The sequence below is a fragment of the Vibrio sp. JZG120 genome (assembly GCF_053890955.1).
On record NZ_JBSRRK010000001.1, the window covers coordinates 559,110 to 582,561 of the forward strand.

General features: G+C 45.5%; 17 protein-coding genes and 1 pseudogene. 14 read left to right on the forward strand and 4 right to left on the reverse strand.

Annotated features, from left to right (window positions below; genetic code table 11):
• The first annotated feature begins 8 nt into the window (after positions 1-8).
• The 13 genes from ACWPOD_RS02420 to choV all read left to right on the forward strand — a co-directional run bounded on the left by ACWPOD_RS02420 (position 9) and on the right by choV (position 16,462).
• Positions 9-1,502 carry a CoA-acylating methylmalonate-semialdehyde dehydrogenase gene (locus tag ACWPOD_RS02420; RefSeq protein WP_456231529.1) on the forward strand — a complete coding sequence of 498 codons (1,494 nt, stop codon included), beginning with the start codon at positions 9-11 and terminating at the stop codon, positions 1,500-1,502.
• Between the two features lie 93 nt (positions 1,503-1,595).
• Complete coding sequence (locus ACWPOD_RS02425) at positions 1,596-2,750, forward strand: acyl-CoA dehydrogenase family protein (protein WP_005373226.1); 1,155 nt, start codon at positions 1,596-1,598, stop codon at positions 2,748-2,750.
• A 49-nt stretch (positions 2,751-2,799) separates the two neighbouring features.
• On the forward strand, positions 2,800-3,576 hold the full coding sequence (locus ACWPOD_RS02430) for an enoyl-CoA hydratase (RefSeq protein WP_456231530.1): 777 nt from the start codon (positions 2,800-2,802) through the stop codon (positions 3,574-3,576).
• A gap of 10 nt (positions 3,577-3,586) precedes the next feature.
• A complete protein-coding gene (locus ACWPOD_RS02435; RefSeq protein ID WP_456231531.1) occupies positions 3,587-4,717 on the forward strand; it encodes an enoyl-CoA hydratase/isomerase family protein in 1,131 nt (376 codons plus the stop codon).
• A gap of 18 nt (positions 4,718-4,735) precedes the next feature.
• Entirely contained in the window at positions 4,736-5,632 is an 897-nt protein-coding gene (gene mmsB, locus ACWPOD_RS02440; RefSeq protein WP_456231532.1) for a 3-hydroxyisobutyrate dehydrogenase, read from the forward strand.
• Between the two features lie 9 nt (positions 5,633-5,641).
• The gene (locus ACWPOD_RS02445) at positions 5,642-6,400 is read left to right on the forward strand and encodes an SDR family oxidoreductase (RefSeq protein WP_005392559.1); all 759 of its coding nucleotides are present in this window, start codon (positions 5,642-5,644) and stop codon (positions 6,398-6,400) included.
• Positions 6,401-6,856: 456 nt separating this feature from the next.
• Positions 6,857-8,878: a diguanylate cyclase gene (locus tag ACWPOD_RS02450; protein WP_395213703.1), complete on the forward strand. Its 2,022-nt coding sequence runs from the start codon at positions 6,857-6,859 to the stop codon at positions 8,876-8,878.
• 530 nt (positions 8,879-9,408) lie between these two features.
• Positions 9,409-10,008 carry a transcriptional regulator BetI gene (gene betI, locus ACWPOD_RS02455; RefSeq protein WP_005392557.1) on the forward strand — a complete coding sequence of 200 codons (600 nt, stop codon included), beginning with the start codon at positions 9,409-9,411 and terminating at the stop codon, positions 10,006-10,008.
• Between the two features lie 18 nt (positions 10,009-10,026).
• Positions 10,027-11,487, forward strand: coding sequence for a betaine-aldehyde dehydrogenase (gene betB, locus ACWPOD_RS02460; protein ID WP_256965092.1), 1,461 nt, complete (start codon positions 10,027-10,029; stop codon positions 11,485-11,487).
• 180 nt (positions 11,488-11,667) lie between these two features.
• The gene (betA, locus tag ACWPOD_RS02465; RefSeq protein WP_048624935.1) at positions 11,668-13,383 is read left to right on the forward strand and encodes a choline dehydrogenase; all 1,716 of its coding nucleotides are present in this window, start codon (positions 11,668-11,670) and stop codon (positions 13,381-13,383) included.
• A gap of 38 nt (positions 13,384-13,421) precedes the next feature.
• Positions 13,422-14,360, forward strand: a complete 939-nt coding sequence (locus ACWPOD_RS02470; protein WP_253644590.1) for a choline ABC transporter substrate-binding protein — start codon at positions 13,422-13,424, stop codon at positions 14,358-14,360.
• A gap of 78 nt (positions 14,361-14,438) precedes the next feature.
• On the forward strand, positions 14,439-15,281 hold the full coding sequence (gene choW, locus ACWPOD_RS02475; RefSeq protein WP_005392552.1) for a choline ABC transporter permease subunit: 843 nt from the start codon (positions 14,439-14,441) through the stop codon (positions 15,279-15,281).
• A gap of 2 nt (positions 15,282-15,283) precedes the next feature.
• The gene (gene choV, locus ACWPOD_RS02480) at positions 15,284-16,462 is read left to right on the forward strand and encodes a choline ABC transporter ATP-binding protein (RefSeq protein ID WP_237310926.1); all 1,179 of its coding nucleotides are present in this window, start codon (positions 15,284-15,286) and stop codon (positions 16,460-16,462) included.
• Between the two features lie 103 nt (positions 16,463-16,565).
• Here choV and ACWPOD_RS02485 read toward each other — a convergent pair whose 3' ends face one another.
• On the reverse strand, positions 16,566-17,222 hold the full coding sequence (locus tag ACWPOD_RS02485) for an NAD(P)H-dependent oxidoreductase (RefSeq protein WP_031780265.1): 657 nt from the start codon (positions 17,220-17,222) through the stop codon (positions 16,566-16,568).
• Between the two features lie 238 nt (positions 17,223-17,460).
• Between ACWPOD_RS02485 and ACWPOD_RS02490 the strand changes: the two are divergent.
• Positions 17,461-17,866, forward strand: a pseudogene (locus tag ACWPOD_RS02490) (globin).
• Positions 17,867-17,950: 84 nt separating this feature from the next.
• Here ACWPOD_RS02490 and ACWPOD_RS02495 read toward each other — a convergent pair.
• From ACWPOD_RS02495 to ACWPOD_RS02505, 3 genes are all read right to left on the reverse strand, one after another.
• Positions 17,951-18,733 (reverse strand): slipin family protein, encoded by a 783-nt coding sequence (locus ACWPOD_RS02495; RefSeq protein ID WP_005373196.1) that lies wholly within the window; start codon positions 18,731-18,733, stop codon positions 17,951-17,953.
• A 10-nt stretch (positions 18,734-18,743) separates the two neighbouring features.
• A complete protein-coding gene (locus ACWPOD_RS02500) occupies positions 18,744-20,120 on the reverse strand; it encodes an NfeD family protein (RefSeq protein WP_395218532.1) in 1,377 nt (458 codons plus the stop codon).
• 255 nt (positions 20,121-20,375) lie between these two features.
• Entirely contained in the window at positions 20,376-23,099 is a 2,724-nt protein-coding gene (locus ACWPOD_RS02505) for an EAL domain-containing protein (RefSeq protein WP_101911934.1), read from the reverse strand.
• Between the last annotated feature and the right edge of the window lie 353 nt (positions 23,100-23,452).

Genomic DNA, 23,452 nt, shown 5'->3' on the forward strand with positions numbered 1-23,452 from the left:
ATGTCATCATGACAGAACAAGTAAAGCAGTATATCGGTGGTGAATTTGCCATCTCCGACTCAAAACAATGGCTAGATGTAACTAACCCGGCAACCAACGAAGTGATTGCGCAAGTACCTTGTGCCACGGAATCGGAAATGAATGCGGCGATTGCTAGCGCAACGGAAACGTTCAAGCGTTGGAAAGAAGTTGCCGCTCCGGAGCGTGCGAGATTGATGCTGCGCTACCAACACTTGCTAAAAGAGCAACACGATGAGTTGGCGATACTGCTTTCAAGTGAGACAGGCAAAACTCTTGCGGATGCAAAGGGTGACATTTGGCGCGGGATTGAAGTCGTAGAACAAGCGGCGAACATTTGTAGCTCAATGATGGGTGAAACGGTGGAAAACGTCGCAACCAATATTGATGGTTACTCTTACATTCAACCGCTCGGTGTTTGTGCGGGTATTACTCCGTTTAACTTCCCTGCGATGATTCCATTGTGGATGTTCCCAATGGCGATCGCTTGTGGCAACACCTTTATTTTGAAGCCGTCAGAGCAAGTGCCACTAACGGCAATGAAACTGGCGGAGCTGTTTGAACAAGCAGGTGCACCAAAAGGTGTTTTGCAAATTGTTCACGGCACCAAAGAGCAAGTCGATCGCATTCTGACTGATCCAGTCGTTCGTGCGATCTCTTTTGTTGGCTCAGTGCCAGTTGGTGAGTACATCTACAAAACGGGTACGGACAACCTAAAGCGCGTGCAGTCATTTGCGGGTGCGAAGAACCACATGGTCATCATGCCAGATGCAAACAAGCAGCAAGTCATCAATAACCTAGTTGGCGCGTCAGTCGGTGCCGCAGGCCAACGCTGTATGGCGATTTCGGTGGCAGTATTTGTCGGCGAAAGCAAAGAGTGGATTCCAGAGCTTAAAGAGGCGTTAGCTCAAGTTCAGCCAGGGGCGTGGGACGATGAAACTGCCGGTTATGGCCCACTGATTAGCCCGCAAGCGAAGCAGCGAGTGGTTAATCTGATTAATGAAGGCAAAGTGTCTGGCGCGAACTGTGTTCTGGATGGGACAGATTGCCAAGTACCTGGCTTCCCGAACGGTAACTGGGTGGGACCAACGCTATTCACTAACGTGACTACTGACATGTCGATTTATCAGGAAGAGATTTTTGGTCCAGTATTACTGACGATGGAAGTCGACAATTTAGATGCGGCAATTGAGCTAATCAACGCGAATCGTTTTGGTAACGGTACGTCTATTTTTACGGCGAATGGCGCAGCCGCGAGAAAGTATCAACACAATATTGAAGTGGGTAACGTAGGCATCAACGTGCCGATTCCGGTGCCATTGCCGTTCTTCTCATTTACGGGGTGGAAAGGCAGCTTCTACGGCGACCTGCATGCTTACGGTAAACAAGCGGTTCGCTTCTACACCGAGACGAAAACTGTCACTGCGCGTTGGTTTGAAGATGACATTCCAAGCGGTCCAAACATGACCATTCAACTTAGCTAATTACTGGATTAGCGACACCTCTAGCCAAGCGCCACCGTTTAAGTGGGCTTGGCTCGGATACAAATGCAACGAATTAGACCTTAGGACTTCAAGATGGATTTTGAATTAAACGAAGATCAACTCGCGTTTGCCGAAGTAGCAAAGCAGTTTGCAGACCAAATGTTAGCGCCTCATGCGGCCGAGTGGGATGAAAACCATCATTTCCCTAAAGACGTACTGCGTCAAGCAGGTGAACTTGGTTTTCTGAGCATCTATACGCCGCCAGAGCATGGTGGTTTGGGATTGTCTCGTTTGGATGCGGCGATCATTTTCGAGCAGTTGGCTATGGGTTGTACCGCGACTACTGCGTTTATGACCATTCACAACATGGCGACGTGGATGATCACCAGCTTTGCCAAAGCCGAAGTGGCGCAGCAGTTTAGCGCGGATCTAATTTCGGGTGAAAAGCTCGCTTCCTACTGTTTAACCGAACCCAATGCAGGCTCTGACGCCGCTTCACTGACGACCAGTGCAGTGCGTGACGGCGATGAGTTTGTCCTGAATGGCGCAAAAGTGTTTATCTCTGGTGCGGGTGATACGGACGTTCTTGTCGTGATGGCGCGTTCGTGCGGCGAAGGAGCGGGTGGCGTTTCTGCATTCGTTGTTCCTGCTGATTGCGAAGGCATTAGCTACGGTAAAAAAGAAGCCAAAATGGGTTGGAACTGCCAGCCAACTCGCATGATTACCTTCGAAAATGTTCGTATTCCGGCTGACTATCTGTTGGGTGAAGAGGGAGAAGGCTTTAAGTTCGCCATGCTTGGCCTTGATGGTGGTCGAATCAATATCGCTACTTGTTCCGTCGGTACTGCGCAACAAGCACTGAACGAAGCCAAGCAATACATGAACGAACGCAAACAGTTCGGCCGTTCACTGGCGCAATTTCAAGCGTTGCAGTTCAAGCTTGCTGATATGGCGACTGAGCTGGTCGCTGCGCGTCAAATGGTGCGACTCGCTGCCGCTAAACTCGATGCCCAGCACGCAGAAAAAAGTGCGTACTGTGCCATGGCAAAACGCTTTGCTACTGATGTGGGCTTTAAAGTCTGCGATCAGGCGCTGCAAATTCACGGTGGCTATGGCTACATCAAAGAATATCCAGTCGAGCGCCATTTCCGAGACGTTCGTGTTCACCAAATCCTTGAAGGTACCAACGAAATCATGCGTCTGATCGTCGCAAGACGATTACTAACGGAAGGCGTTGAGCTGCTTTAGTCAGCGAGACACAGCCTTACCTAAAGAAATTAAAAAGGACTGAAAGATTATGACGGCACAAATCAAACTAGAGCGTGAAGCGCACATTGCCAAGCTCACGATTAGTAACCCGCCAGCAAACACCTGGACGCTTGAATCTTTGAATCAGCTAAAAGAGTTTGCGATTGAACTCAGTAATGATCGCTCCATTTATGCGTTGGTATTAACAGGCGAAGGCGAGAAATTCTTTTCTGCTGGAGCGGATCTCAACAACTTTGCATCCGGCGATAAATCGCAAGCAGCAGACATGGCGTTCGCATTTGGTGAAGCCTTTGAAGCGCTGTCTGCGTTCGATGGTGTTTCCATCGCAGCAATTAATGGTTACGCGATGGGCGGCGGTTTGGAAGTGGCGATGGCGTGTGACATTCGCATCGCAGAAGAACAAGTACAAATGGCACTTCCTGAAGCATCGGTAGGCTTGTTGCCGTGTGCGGGCGGGACGCAAAATCTGACAGCATTGGTTGGTGAAGGCTGGGCGAAAAGAATGATCTTGTGTGGTGAGCGTGTGACGGCTGAGCGAGCGGAAAAAATTGGTTTAGTCGAAGAAGTGGTGGCGAAAGGCCAAGCACTAGAAGCGGCGATAGTACTTGCACAGCGTGTTGCTGGCCAATCGCCGAAATCCGTGTCTGCGTGCAAAACTCTCATTCAAGGTCGACGCAGCCAAACTCACGCGGCCGGATTGGTCTCGGAGCGTGAACTGTTCTTGCAGTTGTTCAATACACAAGATCAGACTGAGGGTGTAAACGCCTTCTTGCAAAAGCGTAAGCCACAATGGACAAACAGCTAGCGGAGGCCAAATGACAGGTACAGTAAATGTTTCAAAACTTGAGTGCGCTGATGGCTCTGTCATTGGTGTGTTGGAGCTTGATAATCCAGCCGCCCTTAACGCGCTGAGTTACGTGATGATTGAGCAGTTGTACAAACAGCTTAATGAATGGCAAACGGATGACAGCATCGTCGCGGTATTCTTGCATGCTCAAGGTGAAAAAGCGTTTTGTGCTGGTGGTGACATTCAAGCGATTTACCGTGCACTTGAAAACAAAGAGCAAGACTTTGATTCTGCGTTTTCAGCCATGGAAACCTTCTTTGACCTCGAATATCGCTGTGATCATCTTATCCATACTTATCCAAAACCGATCATCGCGTGGGGGCATGGTTACCTGATGGGCGGCGGTGTGGGCTTGTTTATGGGCGCAAGCCACCGCGTAGCAGAAACGACCACACGCTTTGCGATGCCAGAGATCAAGATCGGCCTTTACCCAGACGTAGGCGCGACGTACTTCCTAAATCAGCTGCCAAAACACTTGGCACTCTTCCTGAGTTTGACGGCTTGCCAAATTAACGCGACAGACATGAAAGCGTTGGGATTAAGCCAATGGATTGCAAAGCCAGAAAGCAAACAAGCACTGTTGGAGCTGCTTGCATCGGTAAGTTGGAAAGGTGAAGCAAACATCAACGAAAAAATCGCCACTACGCTGAGTTTGGTACAAGTGAACGAGTCAAGCGAAGGGATGTTGATGCCATATGCGGGCTTGATTGAGCAGCTCTGTTCGGGTGATTTAGACTCGATTGTTTACGCAATCAGCAGCGCTGAAGTTGATGATAAGTGGTTCGTCAATGCGCAGAAGTCACTGAACTATGGCAGTCCGTTGTCGCTCAGTATCACTTATCAGCAGTTAACGCAGTATCAAAATCTCTCTTTAAAAGAGTGTTTTGATATGGAATTTAACCTGACGCTACGTTGCGGCTTAGAAGGTGATTTTAGAGAAGGGGTTCGTGCGCTGATTATTGATAAAACCAATCAACCGACTTGGCAACATCGCACGGTTTCTGACGTAACGCCACAAGTTTTGGAACGCTTCTTCGCGCCAATTGATTCAGCAGAATACCCACTGACCGCATCCTCGGTTGCCACTGTGGCACTCTAGACAAGGAAGAAATACGACATGGATAAAATTGCATTTATTGGCCTTGGCAACATGGGCGCGCCTATGGCTAAGAACCTACTCACAGCGGGCTTGAACGTCGAAGTGTTTGATTTGAATCCAAACGCTGTGGCAGAACTTACCGCACTTGGTGCGTCGAGTGCAGATTCGGTAAAACAAGCCGTTCAAGGTGCGAGCGTGGTGGTCACCATGCTACCTGCTAGCCAACACGTTCAAAGTGTTTATCTTGGTCAAGACGGGATATTAGATAGCGTAGATTCTGGAACGCTGCTAATCGACTCTTCGACCATCGATCCAGCGACCGCTCGTTTGGTTGGCGAAAAGGCGCTGCAGCTTGGCATCAGCTTTGTTGATGCACCGGTATCTGGTGGCGTTGCGGGCGCAGCGGCAGGTACGTTGACTTTCATTGTTGGCGGCTCACAAGAGAACTTTGTTCAAGCCAAGGTGATGCTTAGCCACATGGGTAAAAACATTTTCCATGCAGGTGATGCCGGAGCCGGTCAGGTGGCGAAGATCTGCAATAACATGATGTTGGGCATTTTGATGAGCGGCACTTGTGAAGCACTCAATTTAGGCATGGAAAACGGACTTGATCCCAAAGTGTTGTCAGACATCATGCTGCAAAGTTCAGGCCGTAGCTGGGCGCTAGAGCTTTACAACCCGTGCCCGGGTGTGATGGAAAATACGCCTGCAAGCAATGGTTATCAGGGCGGCTTTATGAGCCAGTTAATGGCGAAAGATCTCGGTCTTGCGATGGAAGCGGCGGTTGCCAGTCAAACATCAACGCCAATGGGCAGCTTGGCTCGTAACCTGTTTAATTTTCACAACGGTCAGGGCAACGGACAAAAAGATTTTTCAAGCTTGTTTGAGTTCTACCAAAAGCAAAATCAGGCCTAAGGAGTGCTTATGGATCTAGCAAATAAGGTTATTGCGATCACGGGGGCCGGGCAGGGGCTTGGTAAACAAATGGCGCTGTCGCTAGCGGAAAGCGGTGTTCACCTTGCGCTTATCGACCTCAATTCAGACCAACTGGCTGAAACGAAAGCGGAGTGTGAATCTTTCGGCGTCACCACTCGTTTTTATGTAGCGAACGTGACGGAAGAACAAGAAGTGTGCGCTGCTTTTACGCAAATTGAAGCGGATTTCAAACAGCTCAATGGCGTGATCAATAACGCAGGCATTATGCGCGATGGTATGTTCATCAAAGTTAAAGATGGTCAGGTTAATGCGATGTCGCTGGAACAATTTCAGTCTGTTATGGATGTGAATGTGACAGGTACTTTTCTGTGTGGCCGCGAAGCGAGCAAGGTAATGCTGAACACCGACAGTAAAGGTGTGTTGATCAACATCTCTAGCGTCGCGCGTGCTGGGAACATTGGTCAAACTAACTATTCTGCATCCAAAGCGGCGGTAGCCACCATGGCGACGGTGTGGGCGAAAGAGTTAGGGCGTTTCGGAATTCGCTCAGTAGCGATTGCTCCGGGTGTCATCAAGACTGCCATGACGGACCAAATAAAACCTGAAGCGATGGAGCGTTTAGTGAAAATGATTCCTGTCGGACGCTTAGGGCTTGCGGACGAAATTTCATCGACCATCAAATATGTGTTAACCAACGAGTTCGTGACTGGAAGAGTATTCGAAGTCGATGGCGGAATGCGAATGTAGCCCCTCCTCATATTAAAAAGGGGAGCGAGCTTGATTGTCCGCTTCCTTCCTCCTTTCTTATATTGTTTCTATCGATAATTATTAATGGATGTTTTAGTAACGGCTGCTGTACCGATTACATTTACAACTCTTTTGTATTTTTGGTGTGAATAAGTGCTCTCGTGTTAATTTTTATGTAAATGCATTAATTCACAATCAAGACAATTTTTTGTCTCATCGATGAGATTTTGCTTCTTGGGGTATGAAAAATACTCTTATTGATTATATTGTGACCGAAAACCATTTCGACATCTAAAGATGGTGATTTATTATTCAGCGCAAAATACATGGGAATATGAGGCTGGCTGAATAACCTTCAGCTACCTTAATAATAAAATAACCAGAATTCTCTATTACACTGAAGTAACTACCCATTAGGGAAGAGCAATAATGTCACTATTTCATTCGCTTAGGACGATGCCACTACTATTGGGGTGTCTGTGTCTTTCTATTCAGGCATCCGCAGAAAAGGTTGAACAAGAAGGTAAGTTTTTACAGTCGCTAGAAGGCATTGAAAATCAAATTTACGCATTACCTCAGAGCTCTTTAGCTTTGATTGAGGCGTTAGAAGAAGACTCTCTACTACAAAATCAACCAACAGAGCTACTGGTACGTTATTGGCTTGCAAAGTCCACGGTTCTAGAGCTACTTGGGCGCGCGGAAGAGAGCCAAAACGTCGCACAAAAAGGGTTGGAACTTGTGCGTCCACAAAGCCATGAGTATCTCTTGTTTAAGTTGATTCTGATGCGAACTATGGTCGGAAAGAGCGATATCGATACCGCGCTGTCTTCGTTGGATAGCTTGTTGGAAACATCGCGTGAAAATGGCGATAAGCAGCTCGAGTCGGAGATCCTGTTGCTAAAAGGACGTTACTACGATGAGCAGGGCGAGTTTAAAAAATCCTATGCCGCAATTATGTCGTCAATGGATGCGGCTGAGTCCTCTGGCGTTCAAGGATTGGTCGAACGGGCGGCGCTAGAACTTGGTGACGTACTGGTCAAAATTCAGGGCTATGACCGTTCAGAAGCATTGTTGGAACAAGCGTACCGTTATTTTAGGGATAGACGCATGTCGTTCAATGAGCTGCTGAGCGTCTTAACGATAGCAAAGCTTCATAAGGCACAGTTCCAATACGAAGAGGCGATTGTATCGTATCAGAGAGCGCTAAAGCTCGCGCAAATCATCGGTGACGGGCGCTTTAGGTTTCGAGTTAACCTCGAGCTTGCTGCTTTATACCGTGAGACGAACCAAGAAAATAAGATGGTTCGCCACTTAAAGCTGGCGGAGAACTTACAATATAGAGAAACCTCTAGCGCCTACTTAGCGACATTTAAGCTGTTGCAAGCCGAATATATGCTAGAACAGAAGCAGTTTGAGACACTTCTAGCGATGATCGCGCCTATGTTGCCGGAAATTATCGAGAGCCGATATGTTAAGCAACAGCAAATGGAACTACTCAAAGTGGCTGCCATGGCCTACGCGGGAAGCAATGACTTTAAATTAGCGTATAAAACTTACGGCAACTATCACGATAAATTCATCCAATTTAGCAACCAAAGAGAAGTTGAAAATCTTGAGCGCCAGCAGACGTTATTTGAGTTGGAACGACTTGAATATGAGAACGAAGATCTCAACTGGAACAACGTGTTGCAGCGTATGGAACTGGAAAATAACCGTCGTACCTTTTATCTATTGGGTGAAGCGCTACTAGCACTCATTGGTGTTCTCTTTATGATGGCAGTGGTATTCCTTGTTGTGAATCGATCACGTTTAAGAATGCGCCGCCTAGCAAAGACAGATACGTTGACAGGGTTATTCAATCGCCGTTTTTTAGAAGATTGGTTCACTAAACCCGTAGAGACGAAACGTGAACGCAAAGAAAAGCCGACGCCTCAATCTAAGCAAGAAAAGGTGCAGCATTTTGTGTCTGAGCAAGTCGAGCAAGTTAAGTACGGCTACCTAGCTTTAAACAAATGGGTGGATAGCAAACTCGATAAACAGAAAATGGTGCCAAAGAAGCCGCAGTCGGGGCCGGTAAGTTTAGCGCTAATCGATGTAGATTATTTTAAACAGGTGAATGATACCTATGGGCATGTGTTCGGTGATGCCGTACTAACAGGCGTTGCCAAAGTGCTAGAAGAGACGGTGCGTGAAAATGACATTGTTGCACGCTTTGGTGGTGAGGAGTTTGTTGTTGTGATGCCCAATACCGATCATGAAGACTCTCTCATTACCGCTGAACGATTACGTAGCGCTTTATCCTTACATGGGTTCGTCACGGAACAGAATGAAGAAGTGAGAGTGACCTGTAGTTTTGGTGTTGTGACGACTGAAGATAGTGAGATGAATTTTAAATCACTCTGTGATCAGGCAGATAAATTACTTTATCAAGCTAAAGCGGATGGACGTAACTGCGTGAAAGGGCGCAAGCTGACCTAATAAAATCAAGAATGCAGGCTCATCAAACGGTGAGCCTGAACTCATCCTTCCTACTGATTACTTCAAAATCGCTTAGCTTAAGAGTATCGAATTACATACTCATAGCGTTCAGTATTTTCTACTCGTTTTATCTCCCCCATTTTCAAAGTACTAATGTCACTTGTGTATACGAAGCTATAACACACGAGTATGTCTGTTTTTTATACAAACAAAGCCGATACAGGTGAAATGATTAGTGGTCGATGTAAAATTTTTCTGGTGTGGATTTTTGTGGCACGAAAAACAATTCTCTGAAAGGTGTGTTAAAAATTGATTCTTCAATAAGTTATTGGTTTGTTTGTGTTTTTGTTTGGATTTTTAAACACATCTTTGACTTTTACGACAAGTTATTGCATAGAAATTTTGCGTACACCATCAACTTTCCTTCCTTTGTTAATAACCTTTTTCTTAAAAAATGATTTGAGTTCGAACTAATTTTCAGGCATTTTATATTTAACTAACCGTTCAATTAAAAATAACAAGGACGCAAAATGCCAAAGGTGGGGATGCCTGAAATCAGAAAACCACAGCTGGTGAAAGCGACAATGTCAGTGATTGATAGAGTCGGTTTACACGCTGCGAGTATTTCGTTGATCAGTAAAGAAGCAGGTGTATCAACGGGAATTATCAATCACTATTTTGGTGGTAAGCATGGGTTGTTGGAGGAAACGATGCGAGAGATCTTGCGTCAGCTTTCGTCCACTATCACACAGAAGTTACGTGAGCTGCCAAGCGATGCTCATCACCAAAGAATTAATGCCATCATTGACGGTAACTTTGTCGGCTATCAGGCAGAAAACCAAGTTGCGAAGACTTGGCTAGCGTTCTGGTCGTACTCAATGCATGACGAGCAGCTTAAGCGTTTGCAGCGTGTCAATGAACGACGTTTATTGTCCCACCTAAGAAAAGAACTCAAAGCATTATTAAATGCAGAGCAGGCCGAACTGGTTGCTCATGGTATTGCGTCACTTATCGATGGTATTTGGCTGCGCGGAACGCTCAACCCGCAAGGCATTGATGCAGAAAGAGCGAGAATCATCATCAACGACTATCTCGACAAACAACTTACGTTTTATTCTGAAAAAATATAAAAGTCACAGGTCTTCAAAATGGAAATGAAAGCACACTATATCAATGGTGCGATGTACAACGGGTGTTCAGATGAGCACTTCACCACTTACAATCCGGCGAATGGTGAGCCATTGGCCAACATTAAACAAGCGAACCAAGACGATCTCGAAGCGGCGATTGAGTCGGCAAAGAAAGGTTTTGCTGCATGGTCAGCAATGACTGCGATCGAGCGCAGCCGTATTTTACACAAAGCCGTTGCCATTTTACGTGAGCGTAATGACGAGCTGGCGGTATTGGAAGTGGCAGATACTGGTAAGCCAATTCAAGAAGCTGTTGCGGTTGATATAACAACAGGTGCCGATGTTCTTGAGTACTATGCGGGTCTTGCTCCAAGCTTGCAAGGTGAGCAGCAGCCACTCAGCGAAGACCAGTTTTTCTACACACGTCGCGAGCCATTGGGCATTTGCGCAGGTATTGGCGCTTGGAATTATCCAATTCAAATTGCGATGTGGAAATCGGCGCCAGCACTGGCTGCGGGCAACGCTATGATCTTCAAACCATCAGAAGAAACACCATTAACAGCGCTTAAGCTAGCAGAAATTTATTCAGAAGCGGGCATGCCAGATGGCGTATTTAATGTCGTACAAGGGGATTACCGAGTAGGGCAGATGCTAACGGCGCATCCTGACATCGCAAAAGTATCGTTCACGGGCGAATCAGGCACCGGTAAAGTCGTCATGAGTGACAGCGCTAAGACACTAAAACAAGTAACGATGGAGCTGGGTGGTAAGTCTCCACTGATTATTTTTGATGATGCGAAGTTAAACGATGCCGTTTCTGCGGCCATGGTGGCGAACTTCTATACGCAAGGTGAAGTTTGTACGCACGGTACACGCGTGTTTGTTCATGAAGGCATTTATGATGACTTTATTACACAACTTAAAGCTCGAACTGAGTTGTTAGTTGTCGGCGATCCGCTTGATGAGAACACGCAAATTGGCGCGCTGATCTCTAAAGATCATGAATCGAAAGTACTAGAAGCGATTGAAGCCGCGAAAGCGAGTGGCGCGACGTTACTGACTGGTGGTTACAAAGTAACAGAGAATGGCTTAGCCAATGGTAACTTTGTTGCTCCAACCGTATTTGTCGATTGCGATGATGACATGAGCCACGTTCAGCAAGAAATCTTTGGTCCGGTAATGTCAGTGCTAAAATTCCGTGATGAGTCGGAAGTGATTGCGCGTGCAAATGGCACCGATTATGGCTTGGCTGCAGGCGTATTTACTCAAAACCTATCTCGTGCCCACCGCGTGATTCATCAAATTCAAGCGGGTATTTGTTGGGTGAATACATGGGGCGACTCACCTGCGGAAATGCCAGTTGGTGGCTACAAACAATCAGGTGTTGGCCGTGAAAACGGTGTCGAAACCCTTAAACATTACACGCAAACGAAGAGTGTTCTGGTTCAGCTAAGCGACTTCGAAAGCCCTTACAAATGATACCAATCGTAGTAGATAACTGACCACTTTAGCTTGTTAAAATGCTCGATAACTGCGTTGTCAATTTTGATTGTAGGCTAACTACTTATCGAAAATTTCCGCCTTGTTCTCAAGCATTTTTCCTACGCTAATTTCGTTCACTTATCTACGGTGATTAGTATTAACTCCTAGGAGAATCAAATGCAACAACACTACGATTATATCATCGTCGGTGCGGGTTCGGCCGGCTGTGTGTTAGCGGATCGCTTAAGTGAAAGTGGTCAATATTCGGTCCTATTACTCGAAGCGGGTGGGTCGGATAAAAGTATTTTTATCCAAATGCCGACGGCGCTTTCTTACCCGATGAACACTGAAAAATACGCGTGGCAGTTTGAGACAGTTGAAGAGCAAGGATTGGATGGTCGCCAACTTCATTGTCCTCGCGGAAAAGTTCTGGGCGGTAGTTCGTCTATCAACGGCATGGTTTACGTTCGTGGACACGCTTGTGACTTTGACCAGTGGGAAGAGGAAGGCGCGAAAGGCTGGAATTATCAATCGTGTTTGCCTTATTTCCGTAAGGCAGAGTCTTGGATTGGTGGTGCTGATGAATACCGAGGCGATAACGGTCCAGTCGGCACATGTAATGGCAACGATATGAAGCTCAATCCGCTGTATCAAGCTTTTATTGATGCAGGCAAAGAAGCTGGCTACCCAGAAACAAAAGATTACAACGGTTATCAGCAAGAAGGCTTTGGCCCAATGCATATGACCGTTGACAAAGGCGTACGCGCTTCAACCTCTAATGCATACTTAAGCCGTGCTAAAAAACGCAAAAACTTCACCCTAATGAAGCGAGTGACGGTTCATCGCGTTTTACTAGAAGAAACAGGCGCAGAAGGCAAGAAAGCGGTAGGTGTTGAATTCGAAAAGTCAGGTTCAGTTCAGCAATGTTTTGCGAATCATGAAGTGATTTCGAGTGCGGGTTCGGTTGGCTCAGTTCAGCTATTGCAGCTTTCAGGCATTGGCCCTAAAGAAGTATTAGAAAAAGCAGGCATTGAGGTGAAACATCCGTTGGAAGGGGTAGGTAAAAACCTGCAAGATCACTTAGAAGTGTACTTCCAATATCACTGTAAGCAACCTATCACGCTCAACAGCAAATTAGGTTTGGTGAGCAAGGGCTTGATTGGCACTGAGTGGATATTAACTCGCAAAGGCCTTGGGGCTACTAACCACTTTGAATCATGTGCGTTTATTCGTTCTCGTGAGGGACTAAAGTGGCCAAATATTCAATATCACTTTTTGCCAGCGGCAATGCGTTATGACGGACAAGCTGCTTTTGACGGTCATGGTTTCCAAGTGCACGTTGGACCTAACAAGCCCGAAAGTCGCGGCTCGGTCGAAGTTGTATCTGCGAATCCGAATGATAAGCCGAAGATTGAGTTTAACTACATTTCCACTGAACAAGATAAGCAGGATTGGCGTGATTGTATTCGCCTTACTCGCGAGATCCTCAATCAGCCAGCCATGGATGAGTTTCGTGGTGATGAGATCCAGCCGGGTCTGAATATCACAACGGATGAACAAATTGATGAATGGGTGAAGCAGAATGTCGAGAGTGCTTACCATCCATCTTGTACCTGCAAAATGGGCGCAGACAATGACCCATTAGCGGTTTTGAATGAGCGATGCCAAGTACGCGGTATTCAAGGCTTGCGTGTGGTGGACTCTTCTATTTTCCCAACCATTCCGAACGGTAATTTAAATGCGCCAACTATTATGGTGGCAGAACGCGCCGCGGACATGATTTTGGATAACGCCCTGGAAACGTCGAACAACGCACCAGTTTGGATTGCACCGAACTGGCAAGAGATGCAACGAATGCATCCGCCAAAAAGAGATCTCGATTCGATCTCATAAAAACGAAAAAAGTCAGTAATCATTACAAGGAATTCAATATGTCTAAGATGACAAAAATCTTCTCAACAATCGCACTAAGTACTTTAGCAACAGGCGCTTATGCCAACCAATGTGAAACGGTACGTTTTGCAGATGTAGGTTGGACCGACATTACGGCGACCACCGCTGTGACATCTGAGCTGCTAAAAGGGTTGGGGTACAAAACGAAGACCGATCTACTATCGGTACCTGTTACTTACTCTTCTATGGCCAATGGCGATATCGACATTTTCCTAGGTAACTGGATGCCAACGATGGAAGGTGACATCGCGAAATACCGTGATGCAGGTACCGTTGAAACCGTACGAGCGAACCTCGTCGGCGCAAAATACACACTCGCGGTTCCAAAATACGTTTATGACGCAGGCGTGACCAACTTCGCTGACCTAGTAAAACATGCCGACAAATTTAAAGACCGCATTTACGGCATTGAACCAGGTAACGATGGTAACCGCTTAATTCAGTCAATGATTGATAGCAACGCATTCGGCCTAAAAGACTTCAGCCTAGTTGAATCCAGTGAAGCTGGCATGGTGTCTCAAGTATCACGTGCTGCGCGCCGCAACCAATGGATTGTGTACCTAGGTTGGGCCCCGCACCCAATGAACAGCAACGTTGAAATGGAATACCTAGCGGGTGGTGACGACTTCTTCGGCCCTAACTACGGCGGCGCGAATGTGTACACAAACGTACGTAAAAACTACCTTGCTGAGTGTCCAAATGTAGGTCAGCTAGTGAAAAACCTAGAATTCAACCTAGAAATGGAAAACGAATTGATGGAAGCGATTCTCAACCAGAAGCAGAAACCGTCGAAAGCAGCGCAAGCATGGTTGAACGCAAACCAAGAACAAATTGAAGCGTGGCTAGAAGGCGTTAAGACGGTGGATGGTCAAAACGCAGTAACAGCAATTACAAACTATTTAAAAACTAACGCTTAATTAAGCAGTTTTTAAGCGCGTTTTTTTGAAAAAGAAAGTGGGCAGTCATGCCCGCTTCATTAACACAAAGGTTTTATTTTGAATTTTATTACGGACAACAAACTACCGTTGGGCCAATGGATGGAAACTGGCGTCGATTGGTTAACCATCAATGCATCGGGTTTCTTCGATGCAATCTCTATTACACTTGAAACGATCATTCTTTTCGTGGTGGACATTTTTAAATGGATGCCACCTGCAGCGCCAATCATTATGACGGCGGCAATTGCTTGGTTCTTACACCGCAGCATTCCGCTAGTTGTATTCATCGTGTTGGCCTTGCTCGCAATTCTCAACCTTGGTTACTGGCAAGAAATGCTGGAAACCTTTGTCCTTGTGTTTGCAGCGACAACGATTTCCGTATTAATTGGCGTGCCGTTGGGCATTATGGCGGCACACCGTCCTTGGTTATATACCTTGTTGAGACCAATCCTCGATTTGATGCAGACCGTGCCGACATTCGTTTACCTAATTCCAACCTTGGTTCTGTTTGGCTTAGGTATTGTCCCTGGCCTAATCTCGACCATCATTTTCGCTATCGCTGCGCCAATTCGATTGACGTACCTCGGTATTATTAAAGTGCCGGAGGAGCTACTTGAAGCGGGCAAAGCATTTGGTGCAAGCCGCATGAAGTTGCTGTTTAAGGTAGAGTTACCTGCGGCATTACCAAGTATTATGGCCGGTGTTACACAATGTATTATGTTGTCTCTTTCTATGGTAGTTATTGCGGCTCTTGTTGGTGCAGATGGACTTGGTAAGCCAGTCGTACGTGCACTGAATACCGTAAACATCTCGCAAGGTTTTGAAGCGGGTTTAGCGATTGTACTCGTCGCCATCATTCTTGACCGCTTGTGTAAAGCACCAAACCAGAAGGAGGCTTAATCATGGACGCAATTACTATTCAAAATCTTGATGTGGTTTTTGGTCAGCAGCAGTCACAAGCGTTAGCACTACTAGACCAAGGCAAGTCTCGACAAGAAATCATCGACGAAACTGGCCAAGTGGTTGGGGTTGATAATGTTTCGCTGAACGTGAAACAGGGTGAGATCTGTGTTTTGATGGGGCTTTCAGGCTCGGGTAAATCAAGTTTGCTGCGAACAGTTAACGGGTTGAACGAAATTTCTCGTGGCTCTCTGAAAATTAAAGACGGCGACGACATGGTTGAGCTCTCTAACTGTGACGAACAGAAGTTGCGCCACCTTCGTACTCACCGCGTATCCATGGTGTTTCAGAAGTTTGCATTGATGCCATGGTTAACGGTATTAGATAACGTTGCGTTTGGTCTAGAAATGCAAGGCATTGGCAAAGCAGAGCGCCGTAAAAAAGCGCGTGAACAGCTCGAAATGGTCGGTTTGTCTGAGTGGGAAACGAAATTCCCGCACGAGCTCTCTGGTGGTATGCAGCAGCGTGTTGGCCTAGCGCGAGCGTTCGCGATGGACACAGATATCTTGTTAATGGATGAGCCGTTTTCAGCGCTTGACCCATTGATTCGTGCTCAGCTTCAAGATGAATTGATTCTGCTTCAAGAAAAGCTAAACAAAACCATTCTTTTTGTGAGCCACGACTTGGATGAAGCGCTTAAAATCGGTAACAACATCGCCATTATGGAATCAGGAAAGTTGATTCAACACGGCAAGCCAGAACAGATCATTCTTGCTCCAGAAAACGATTATGTGGCTGACTTTGTTGCCCACACTAATCCATTGAACGTACTTAAGGGACGCTCTTTGATGCGTGACGACTTAGTTCGTGAAGATGAGCGTGTTCTAATTTGCCCTGACAAAGATATTTGGGTGACCCAAGAGAGCAAAGGCTTAAGCTTAGCGGGTACAGATAAGTCGTTGGTTCAATGGAAGAGCGATTCTTCGAACCTTGATGAGGTAAACGAAAATTCGCTGGTTCAGGTTAGCCCGGAAATCAGTATGCGAGAAGCGATTGAGCTTAAGCAGCGCAGCAATCAGCCTCTGCTTATGGTGGAGGACAACCAGTTAGTTGGTGTGTTAAGCGACCACGAGCTTTACGATGCATTGCTTGGTAATTTTAAGTCTGAGCAAGTGGCGTAAAGTTAGAGTAGAGTTGGAGCCAAGCTAAAAAAGAGCCGCATATTAGTGCGGCTCTTTTTGGTTTAAACAATGATATAAATAGTTAAGCTAAGGAAACGGCCGATTATAGAGTCGTAATTACATCATCCATCGCAAGGCGAGCTTTTGGTAGACCATGATTATAATCTTCCCCGTCTTTGTGGTAGCCAATCGCCAGTGCAACTTCACAGACATGGCCTTCTAATTCTTCTTTGAATACTTCTCCAATCAGTGTTGGATCTACGCCTTCCATCGGAGTTGAGTCAATACCCAGACGAGCCAAGGTGTGTAGTAGATTGCCTAGCGCTAAATAGACTTGTGCTTTTGTCCAGTTCCCGTTAAAGCCATTTTCATCCGTATTTGCATCGGCAAAAGCGTAGGCGCCCATAAAGTTGTTGTACATTTCCGCCGGTAGGTGGCCAGACGTTACTTCGGCATCCACACGTTTCGCGAACTTCTCTTTGGTGAAGTTTGGATCGTACGCAAAAAGAATCGTATGTGACGCGGCTTTAGCATGTGGCTGGTTAAATTGGTGCATATTTGCAAATGTATCGTGGAAACGTTGCTTGGCCTCATCACTTTCAATCACGATGAATTTCCAAGGTTGCGAGTTAATCGAAGACGCTGAAAGACGGAGTGCTTCTTTGATGATTGCCATGTCTTCTTGAGAAACGCGTTTGGTTTCGTCGTATTTTTTAGCAGTGTAGCGGCTGTTTAGATCAGTAATGATTTGATGAGACACGTTTGTATCCTTTTTATTTTTGTGACAAATGAGGATGCGCTTAGCATCGACAACCATGCGTACCTCGAATATGGATTCATAATACGGGATATTTTTTTATTGATAAGAGGGTGTTTATTTGAATCACTTTTTACTTTTTATTGAAAATTGGCGTGCTTCATAGGGTTGGGCATCATCATTTAGATGCTTTTGATGATTATTAAATTACACTCATATTAAGAGAGTGATGGAGAGCAACATGAACGTGATTCAAGTTTTCAACGATAGTTATGAACGTTGTATCGCGAACCAAGGCTTTTTCGACTTGTTTTACAAGAATTTATGGTCAAAAAGTACAAGCTTCAGACAAAAGTTTGATGGTGTCGACATGCACCAACAGGTGCGAATGCTTAGAGGATCTATCGTGTTTTTTATGATGGCCGATACCTCTAACGAGGCGCACAAGATGGTAGAGAAAGTATGGTAAGAAGCATGCGAGTTCCGATATTGGCATTGAACCACAGGATATTGATGTTTGGTTTGAAAGCCTTATCGAAACGGTTCAAGAGTGTGATTTTGAATACGACGATGATGTCGAAACAGCGTGGAGAGCTTGTTTTAACACAGGTTTGTCGGTAATGAAGCGGGAGTGCTCCAAACACTAAAAGAGAAACTAAATGCTCTTCGAAAACAAGCAAGTTAAAGCAAGGAAGTAACGTGTAAACAGCTTACTTCCTTGAGTATGGCTTTTATTTGTCTTGTGTCTCTTTATTCTTTTTTACCGCTTCGGCGATATCACTGACGGCTTCGACAAGGTTGATCGGCATAGGGAAGATAATAGTCGATGTTTTGTCTGTCGTGATTTCCGTGAGTGTCTGCATGTAACGCAATTGCAGCGCATTCGGCGCTTCGTTGAGCATTTGAGCTGCCTCTTTTAATTTATTAGAAGCTTCTAACTCACCGGTAGCGTGAATGATTTTCGCACGACGGTTACGTTCTGCCTCAGCCTGACGCGCTAGCGCTCTGACCATGCTGTCATTTAAATCAACATGTTTGACTTCAACCGTGGCAATCTTGATGCCCCAGTCATCAGTCTGTTGATCGAGGATGGATTGTAAATCCTTATTGAGACGCTCGCGTTCTGATAGTAATTCATCCAGTTCATGCTGACCTAATACTGATCGCAGCGTGGTTTGCGCTAACTGGCTGGTGGCATCGCTGTAACTTTCAATGTTGTTAATTGCCATTTGAGGATCGACTACGCGAAAATAAACAACCGCATTGACGCGCACAGACACGTTATCTTTGGTTATCAAGTCTTGTGTCGGCACATCCAAAACGACAGTACGTAAATCCACCCGTACCATTTGTTGGATAAATGGGATAAGAATGATTAAGCCAGGGCCTTTTACTTCTTGAAAGCGACCAAGAAAGAATACAACCCCACGTTCATACTCTCTCAAAACCTTAAACATTTGGGTCGCAAGTGCGAACAATAGCACCACGATCACCGCAACGGTATAGAGCATCATAAAGCGCCTCCTATTTATTTTGGCGGTCATCAGGCATCACGGTTAAGGTCAGCCCTTTCACATTCACAATGGTGACATGATCACCTTGTTTGAGTTGTTGATGGTCTTTGGTTTTGGCTCGCCATAGCGCACCATCGAGTTGAACGCGCCCTTCGCCATCGATAAAGTCATCGCTCACGACAGCGATTTTCCCAGGGTAAGTTTCTAAACCTGTTGTCACACGTCGTCGGCGTATTTTGAGCAGCAGGCCGACAGTCAACACGATCAGCGCGACAGAAAAGATGGAAATACCGAAAATTAAAGGAAGGGCGATCTGAAATCCTGGCAACTCACTGTCCATGAGGAAGATGGAACCGAGCACAAAGGCGACAACACCACCTAAGCCCAAAATTCCAAAGCTCGGACTGAATGCTTCCGCGATCATCAGTGCAATTCCGAGTAACAGCAGACCAAGCCCAGCGTAGTTCACAGGCATCATTTGTAATGCATACATGGCGAGGAGCAAACAAATACCACCCAACACGCCGGGTAAGCCAATGCCTGGGTTGTAAAACTCAAGAAGCAAACCGTAGATACCAATGAGCATCAGGATGTAGGCGACGTTTGGGTTTGTGATAACGGCTAGCATTTCTGCTCGCCAATCGGGTGTTCTTTCAATCCATACGGGATTTTCCAGTGACAATGTCACATCGCGATTATTAACTTTAACAGTTTGTCCATCAATGGCTTTGACTAAATCCTCTGGTGAGTTGGCTATATAATCAATAACGTTTAATTCCAATGCCTCAGTGGCGTCCAAACTCGCTGCTTCGCTCACTGCTTTCTCTGCCCACTCTGCATTTCGGCCATGAAGCTTTGCTAAGCCTTTAATATAGGCTCTAGCATCATTAATCACCTTTTTCTCCATTGCGGTTTTCGCGGGAACTTTCTCTGAACCTTCGTTGGTTCCTTCTGACGTTTCTTCCGCGTTTTGATCTTTGCCATCATCTGATGAAGGGGGCTGAGGGGCACCACCTAACGCGACGGGTGTTGCCGCGCCAAGATTAGTGGCTTCAGCCATGGCAGCAACGTGGCTGGCGAGTAAAATGTATGTCCCTGCGCTAGCCGCTCTAGATCCTGACGGGCCAACCCAAGTCGCAATTGGAGTGGAGGAGGTGGTAATCGCGTGAATAATATCTCTCATTGCGCTGTCTAAGCCGCCAGGAGTGTCCATCTCTAAGATCACTAAACTGACACCGTTTAGTTGCGCTTCTTCTATCTCACGAGACAAATAGTCGCTGGTAGCAGGACCTATAGCGCCTTTGACGGGAACAATCCAGACAGTATTGGCCAGTGCTTGACTGGCAAGCAAAAGTAAAGGTAAGACCCATATCCATAGTCGTTTCATGCAGTCCTCCTTGTGCGGTCACAGGGACTTTTTGAAAACCTAATTCAAGTATATACGCAGTAATACTAGTGCAAATAAGTAATTGATCACTCGAGTTAGTCATATCAGCATTTATCATGGCACATCTGAGGCTACGGGCCTTAATATGAATATCGGTAGTCACTAATCGTGGGGCGTCTGGTGTGAAAAGGTTCAACAAAAAGGCAAAGTGACGGTAATCACTTTGCCTTCCTAATGTGTCTTAGAGGAGAGAGACTAACTGTTTACGTGGCGAGAAAATTGAACGAGTGCTTGCTCGGCAGGCATCGGTTTGTGGAAGTAAAACCCTTGCAACTCATCAATATTCCAAACTTTAAGCTTGCGTACTTGGCTCGCGGTTTCAACACCTTCGGCGACAATAGTTAACCCTAGTTCTTGAGACATGTTAGCAATGTTTCTTACCAGTGTTTTTGCTCTGTCATTGGTTTCAATCTCGTCGATATAAGATTTATCCAGCTTCACAATATCCAATGGAAAATTACATACGCTACTGAATGATGCGTATCCAGTACCAAAATCATCCAAAGCGAGTCCAACACCAAGTCGCTTGATGTCTTGAATGCTTTGGATTGATTCTATTTCTCCGCCCATCAACATACTTTCGGTAATTTCAAGCACAAGCTGGCCAGCAGAGAGGTTGTATTGAGCCATCACTTTTTTTAGGTAGGGCATCAGTCCTGAATGATAAAAGTGCTGCGCGCTTAAGTTCACATGCACGCTTAACATCGACAGGCCTTGCGCATGACGAACTCCATTGAGCCGACTGATAAATTCGCAAGATTGTTTGAGAATGGACTCTCCCAATTCGACGATAAGTTTTCCTTGTTCTGCCATCGGAATAAATACTTCTGGTGAAATCATCCCTAATGTTGGATGTTGCCAACGAGCAAGTGCTTCGAAGCTAATGACTTCAGTGGTTTTAGCATCCACGATAGGCTGGAAAAACGGTTTAATCGCATCTTGTCTAATGGCATTTTCTAAATCGCGATTGATCACCATAGATGTTTCCGCCTGCTCTGATAGTTCTTCATCAATCACTAATACTTCGTGAGAGTGACGACCCTTAGCGGATTGTGATGAGAAACGTGCTGCAAGCAGTAAATGCTCGACAGACTGGTGAGTAATGTTTAGATCCATCATCACCGCTTTACTGTCTAATGACATCATGATCCCGGAGAGCTGGACCTTATGTGACAAATGATTCAGTAATCGATTGGTAGCATCTATCGCTTTTTGGTGGTGCTCGATATCTGGAATCAAAACGATAAATTCATGCTCACTAATTCGGCCTATTTGGAATGCCCCTAATTGCTCGCGTATTGCGGATGCGATGTATTGAATCACTTCATCAAAAATGAGGTGACCGTATACCCCTGCAATTTGCTTGAGAGTCTTACTGTTAATGTACACAAACGAAAAATGGTTTGGCCGTGTCTCTACGAGCTCGTGCAGTGCATTGAGAATGACAGGACGATTACAGAAACCGGATACCGGATCAAAGTCGGTGAGTTTTTGGATCATTTCTGCTTGCTGTTTTGTCTCTCTCATATCCTGAAGCAACAACATCAGCGCACTTTGACCATGATGTTGAATGAGCGTGGCTTCTATCAAACAGTCGATTTCTTCTGTATTGCTATCGAGCACTTGCGCTTCGAATTGTGTTTTACCGTTTTTCAGCTCTCTGAACATGGCGTCAACTCGACATTCATCGTCCTCCGATGGGCACAAGGTGTCTAGAGGACGATCTATCAATTGCGATTTGCTGTAGCTCAACAGATCTAACGCTCGTTGGTTTACATCGACAATTTTACGATCAATAACAATTAGCATGCCTAGTGAGGAGCTATGGTACAGAGCACCAAACTTTTCCATCGAGTCTTTCAATTGCAGTTGGGTTAACGATGTATTTTCAGAGAGCTTTTGTACCAGTTTTGTCGCTAACTCTAATTCGTCTACTTTTACAGAATGCAGCCCTTCAAGTTGGTATTGAGAGGCGATTTCGCTTATTCCTTCAGCAAAATGATTAAAGCGAGTGGCGACCTTATTTTTAAACGTGATGTAGGTGCCGGCAGCGATGATTGATGCTACAACGCCAACCGTTGCAAACAGGTACATGAATAGCGTATTACCTTTCGCATAATGCTCTCGCTGTGTTTTCGTTTTTAGCCATGCGATTGGTTCACCAGATAAATCAGAGAGTGAGGCCCATTTTGTTATTGACCGCGAGGTCTTCTCTATATCTCGCATCTCACTACTGTCTGATCCACTTACCATCTGCGTCTCTAATGAGTTTTCCGCAGTTAAAATGGATTTAAAGTCTCCAGGAAAGCGCAAAGATAGGTTTCTTCCCCAAAGCATCCATCCGTTAGAAGGGCGGTCGCCTTCACTATTTCTAACTGGGCTGAGGCTAAGACCCCAAATAGTATCGTTGATTTTAAACAACCCTGAGATGCTCTCTCTATGGATATCAAGCTTGTGATTCATGGACTTGATGTAATCTTGAAGAGTAGGTTGATTCGCCATTTTAGCGGTGAGTTCTGAAGAAGTGTCGGGGTTATCCTCACGAGTTAAGGAGAGCAGGGTTTGCCCATTAGTCGTGATAAACGCCATCATATCGAGGTTTAACGCATCAATGCTCTCTGTGTAAAGGTTTCGCTCGGTATATTTCGCAATATCACGATCAACAAACAGATCGTATGTTTCGTCCCAGTACGCCCAATCGTATGAGGCGCTTTCTTGCTGGCTCACCATCATGTCGATGACAGCGAGTGCTTGCTGATTCGCATGGTTAATTTCCATGTCTTCGAGCTCATCTAAGCTATACAGGAAAAAATAACGGCTAATAAAAAGGAAGCTGATGACCATGCCCAGCAGTCCTAATGAAAAGTATAAGGCGGTTTTATAGCGAAGATTCAAGTTAAACAAGCGAAGTGTTTTCATTAAAAAATAGTTATAGATGTTAATTCACTGAAAGTGTACGACATGTTCTAACAGAAATTGTTGATATAGATTCAAATTATAGAGATAAAATGAAGGATTTGCTGAGCTGATATGGTAAGTGAAACGTTTGCCCTAATTACTAGATTTTCGTGTTTGCAATTAAAATGCTCAATAACGTACCGCGCATTCAAATTACGGTTTAATCGTGCAGCTAGTAAAGGTATAAATCTTTTTATAAAACAGTCTATTAGTGTAACTAGTGCTTTTCTTCTGTATCTAAACTTCTTTTGTAATAGTAAACTGCGAAAAAATGATGGGTAATTATGATGTTTATTGTTCAACGCTTGGTCAAA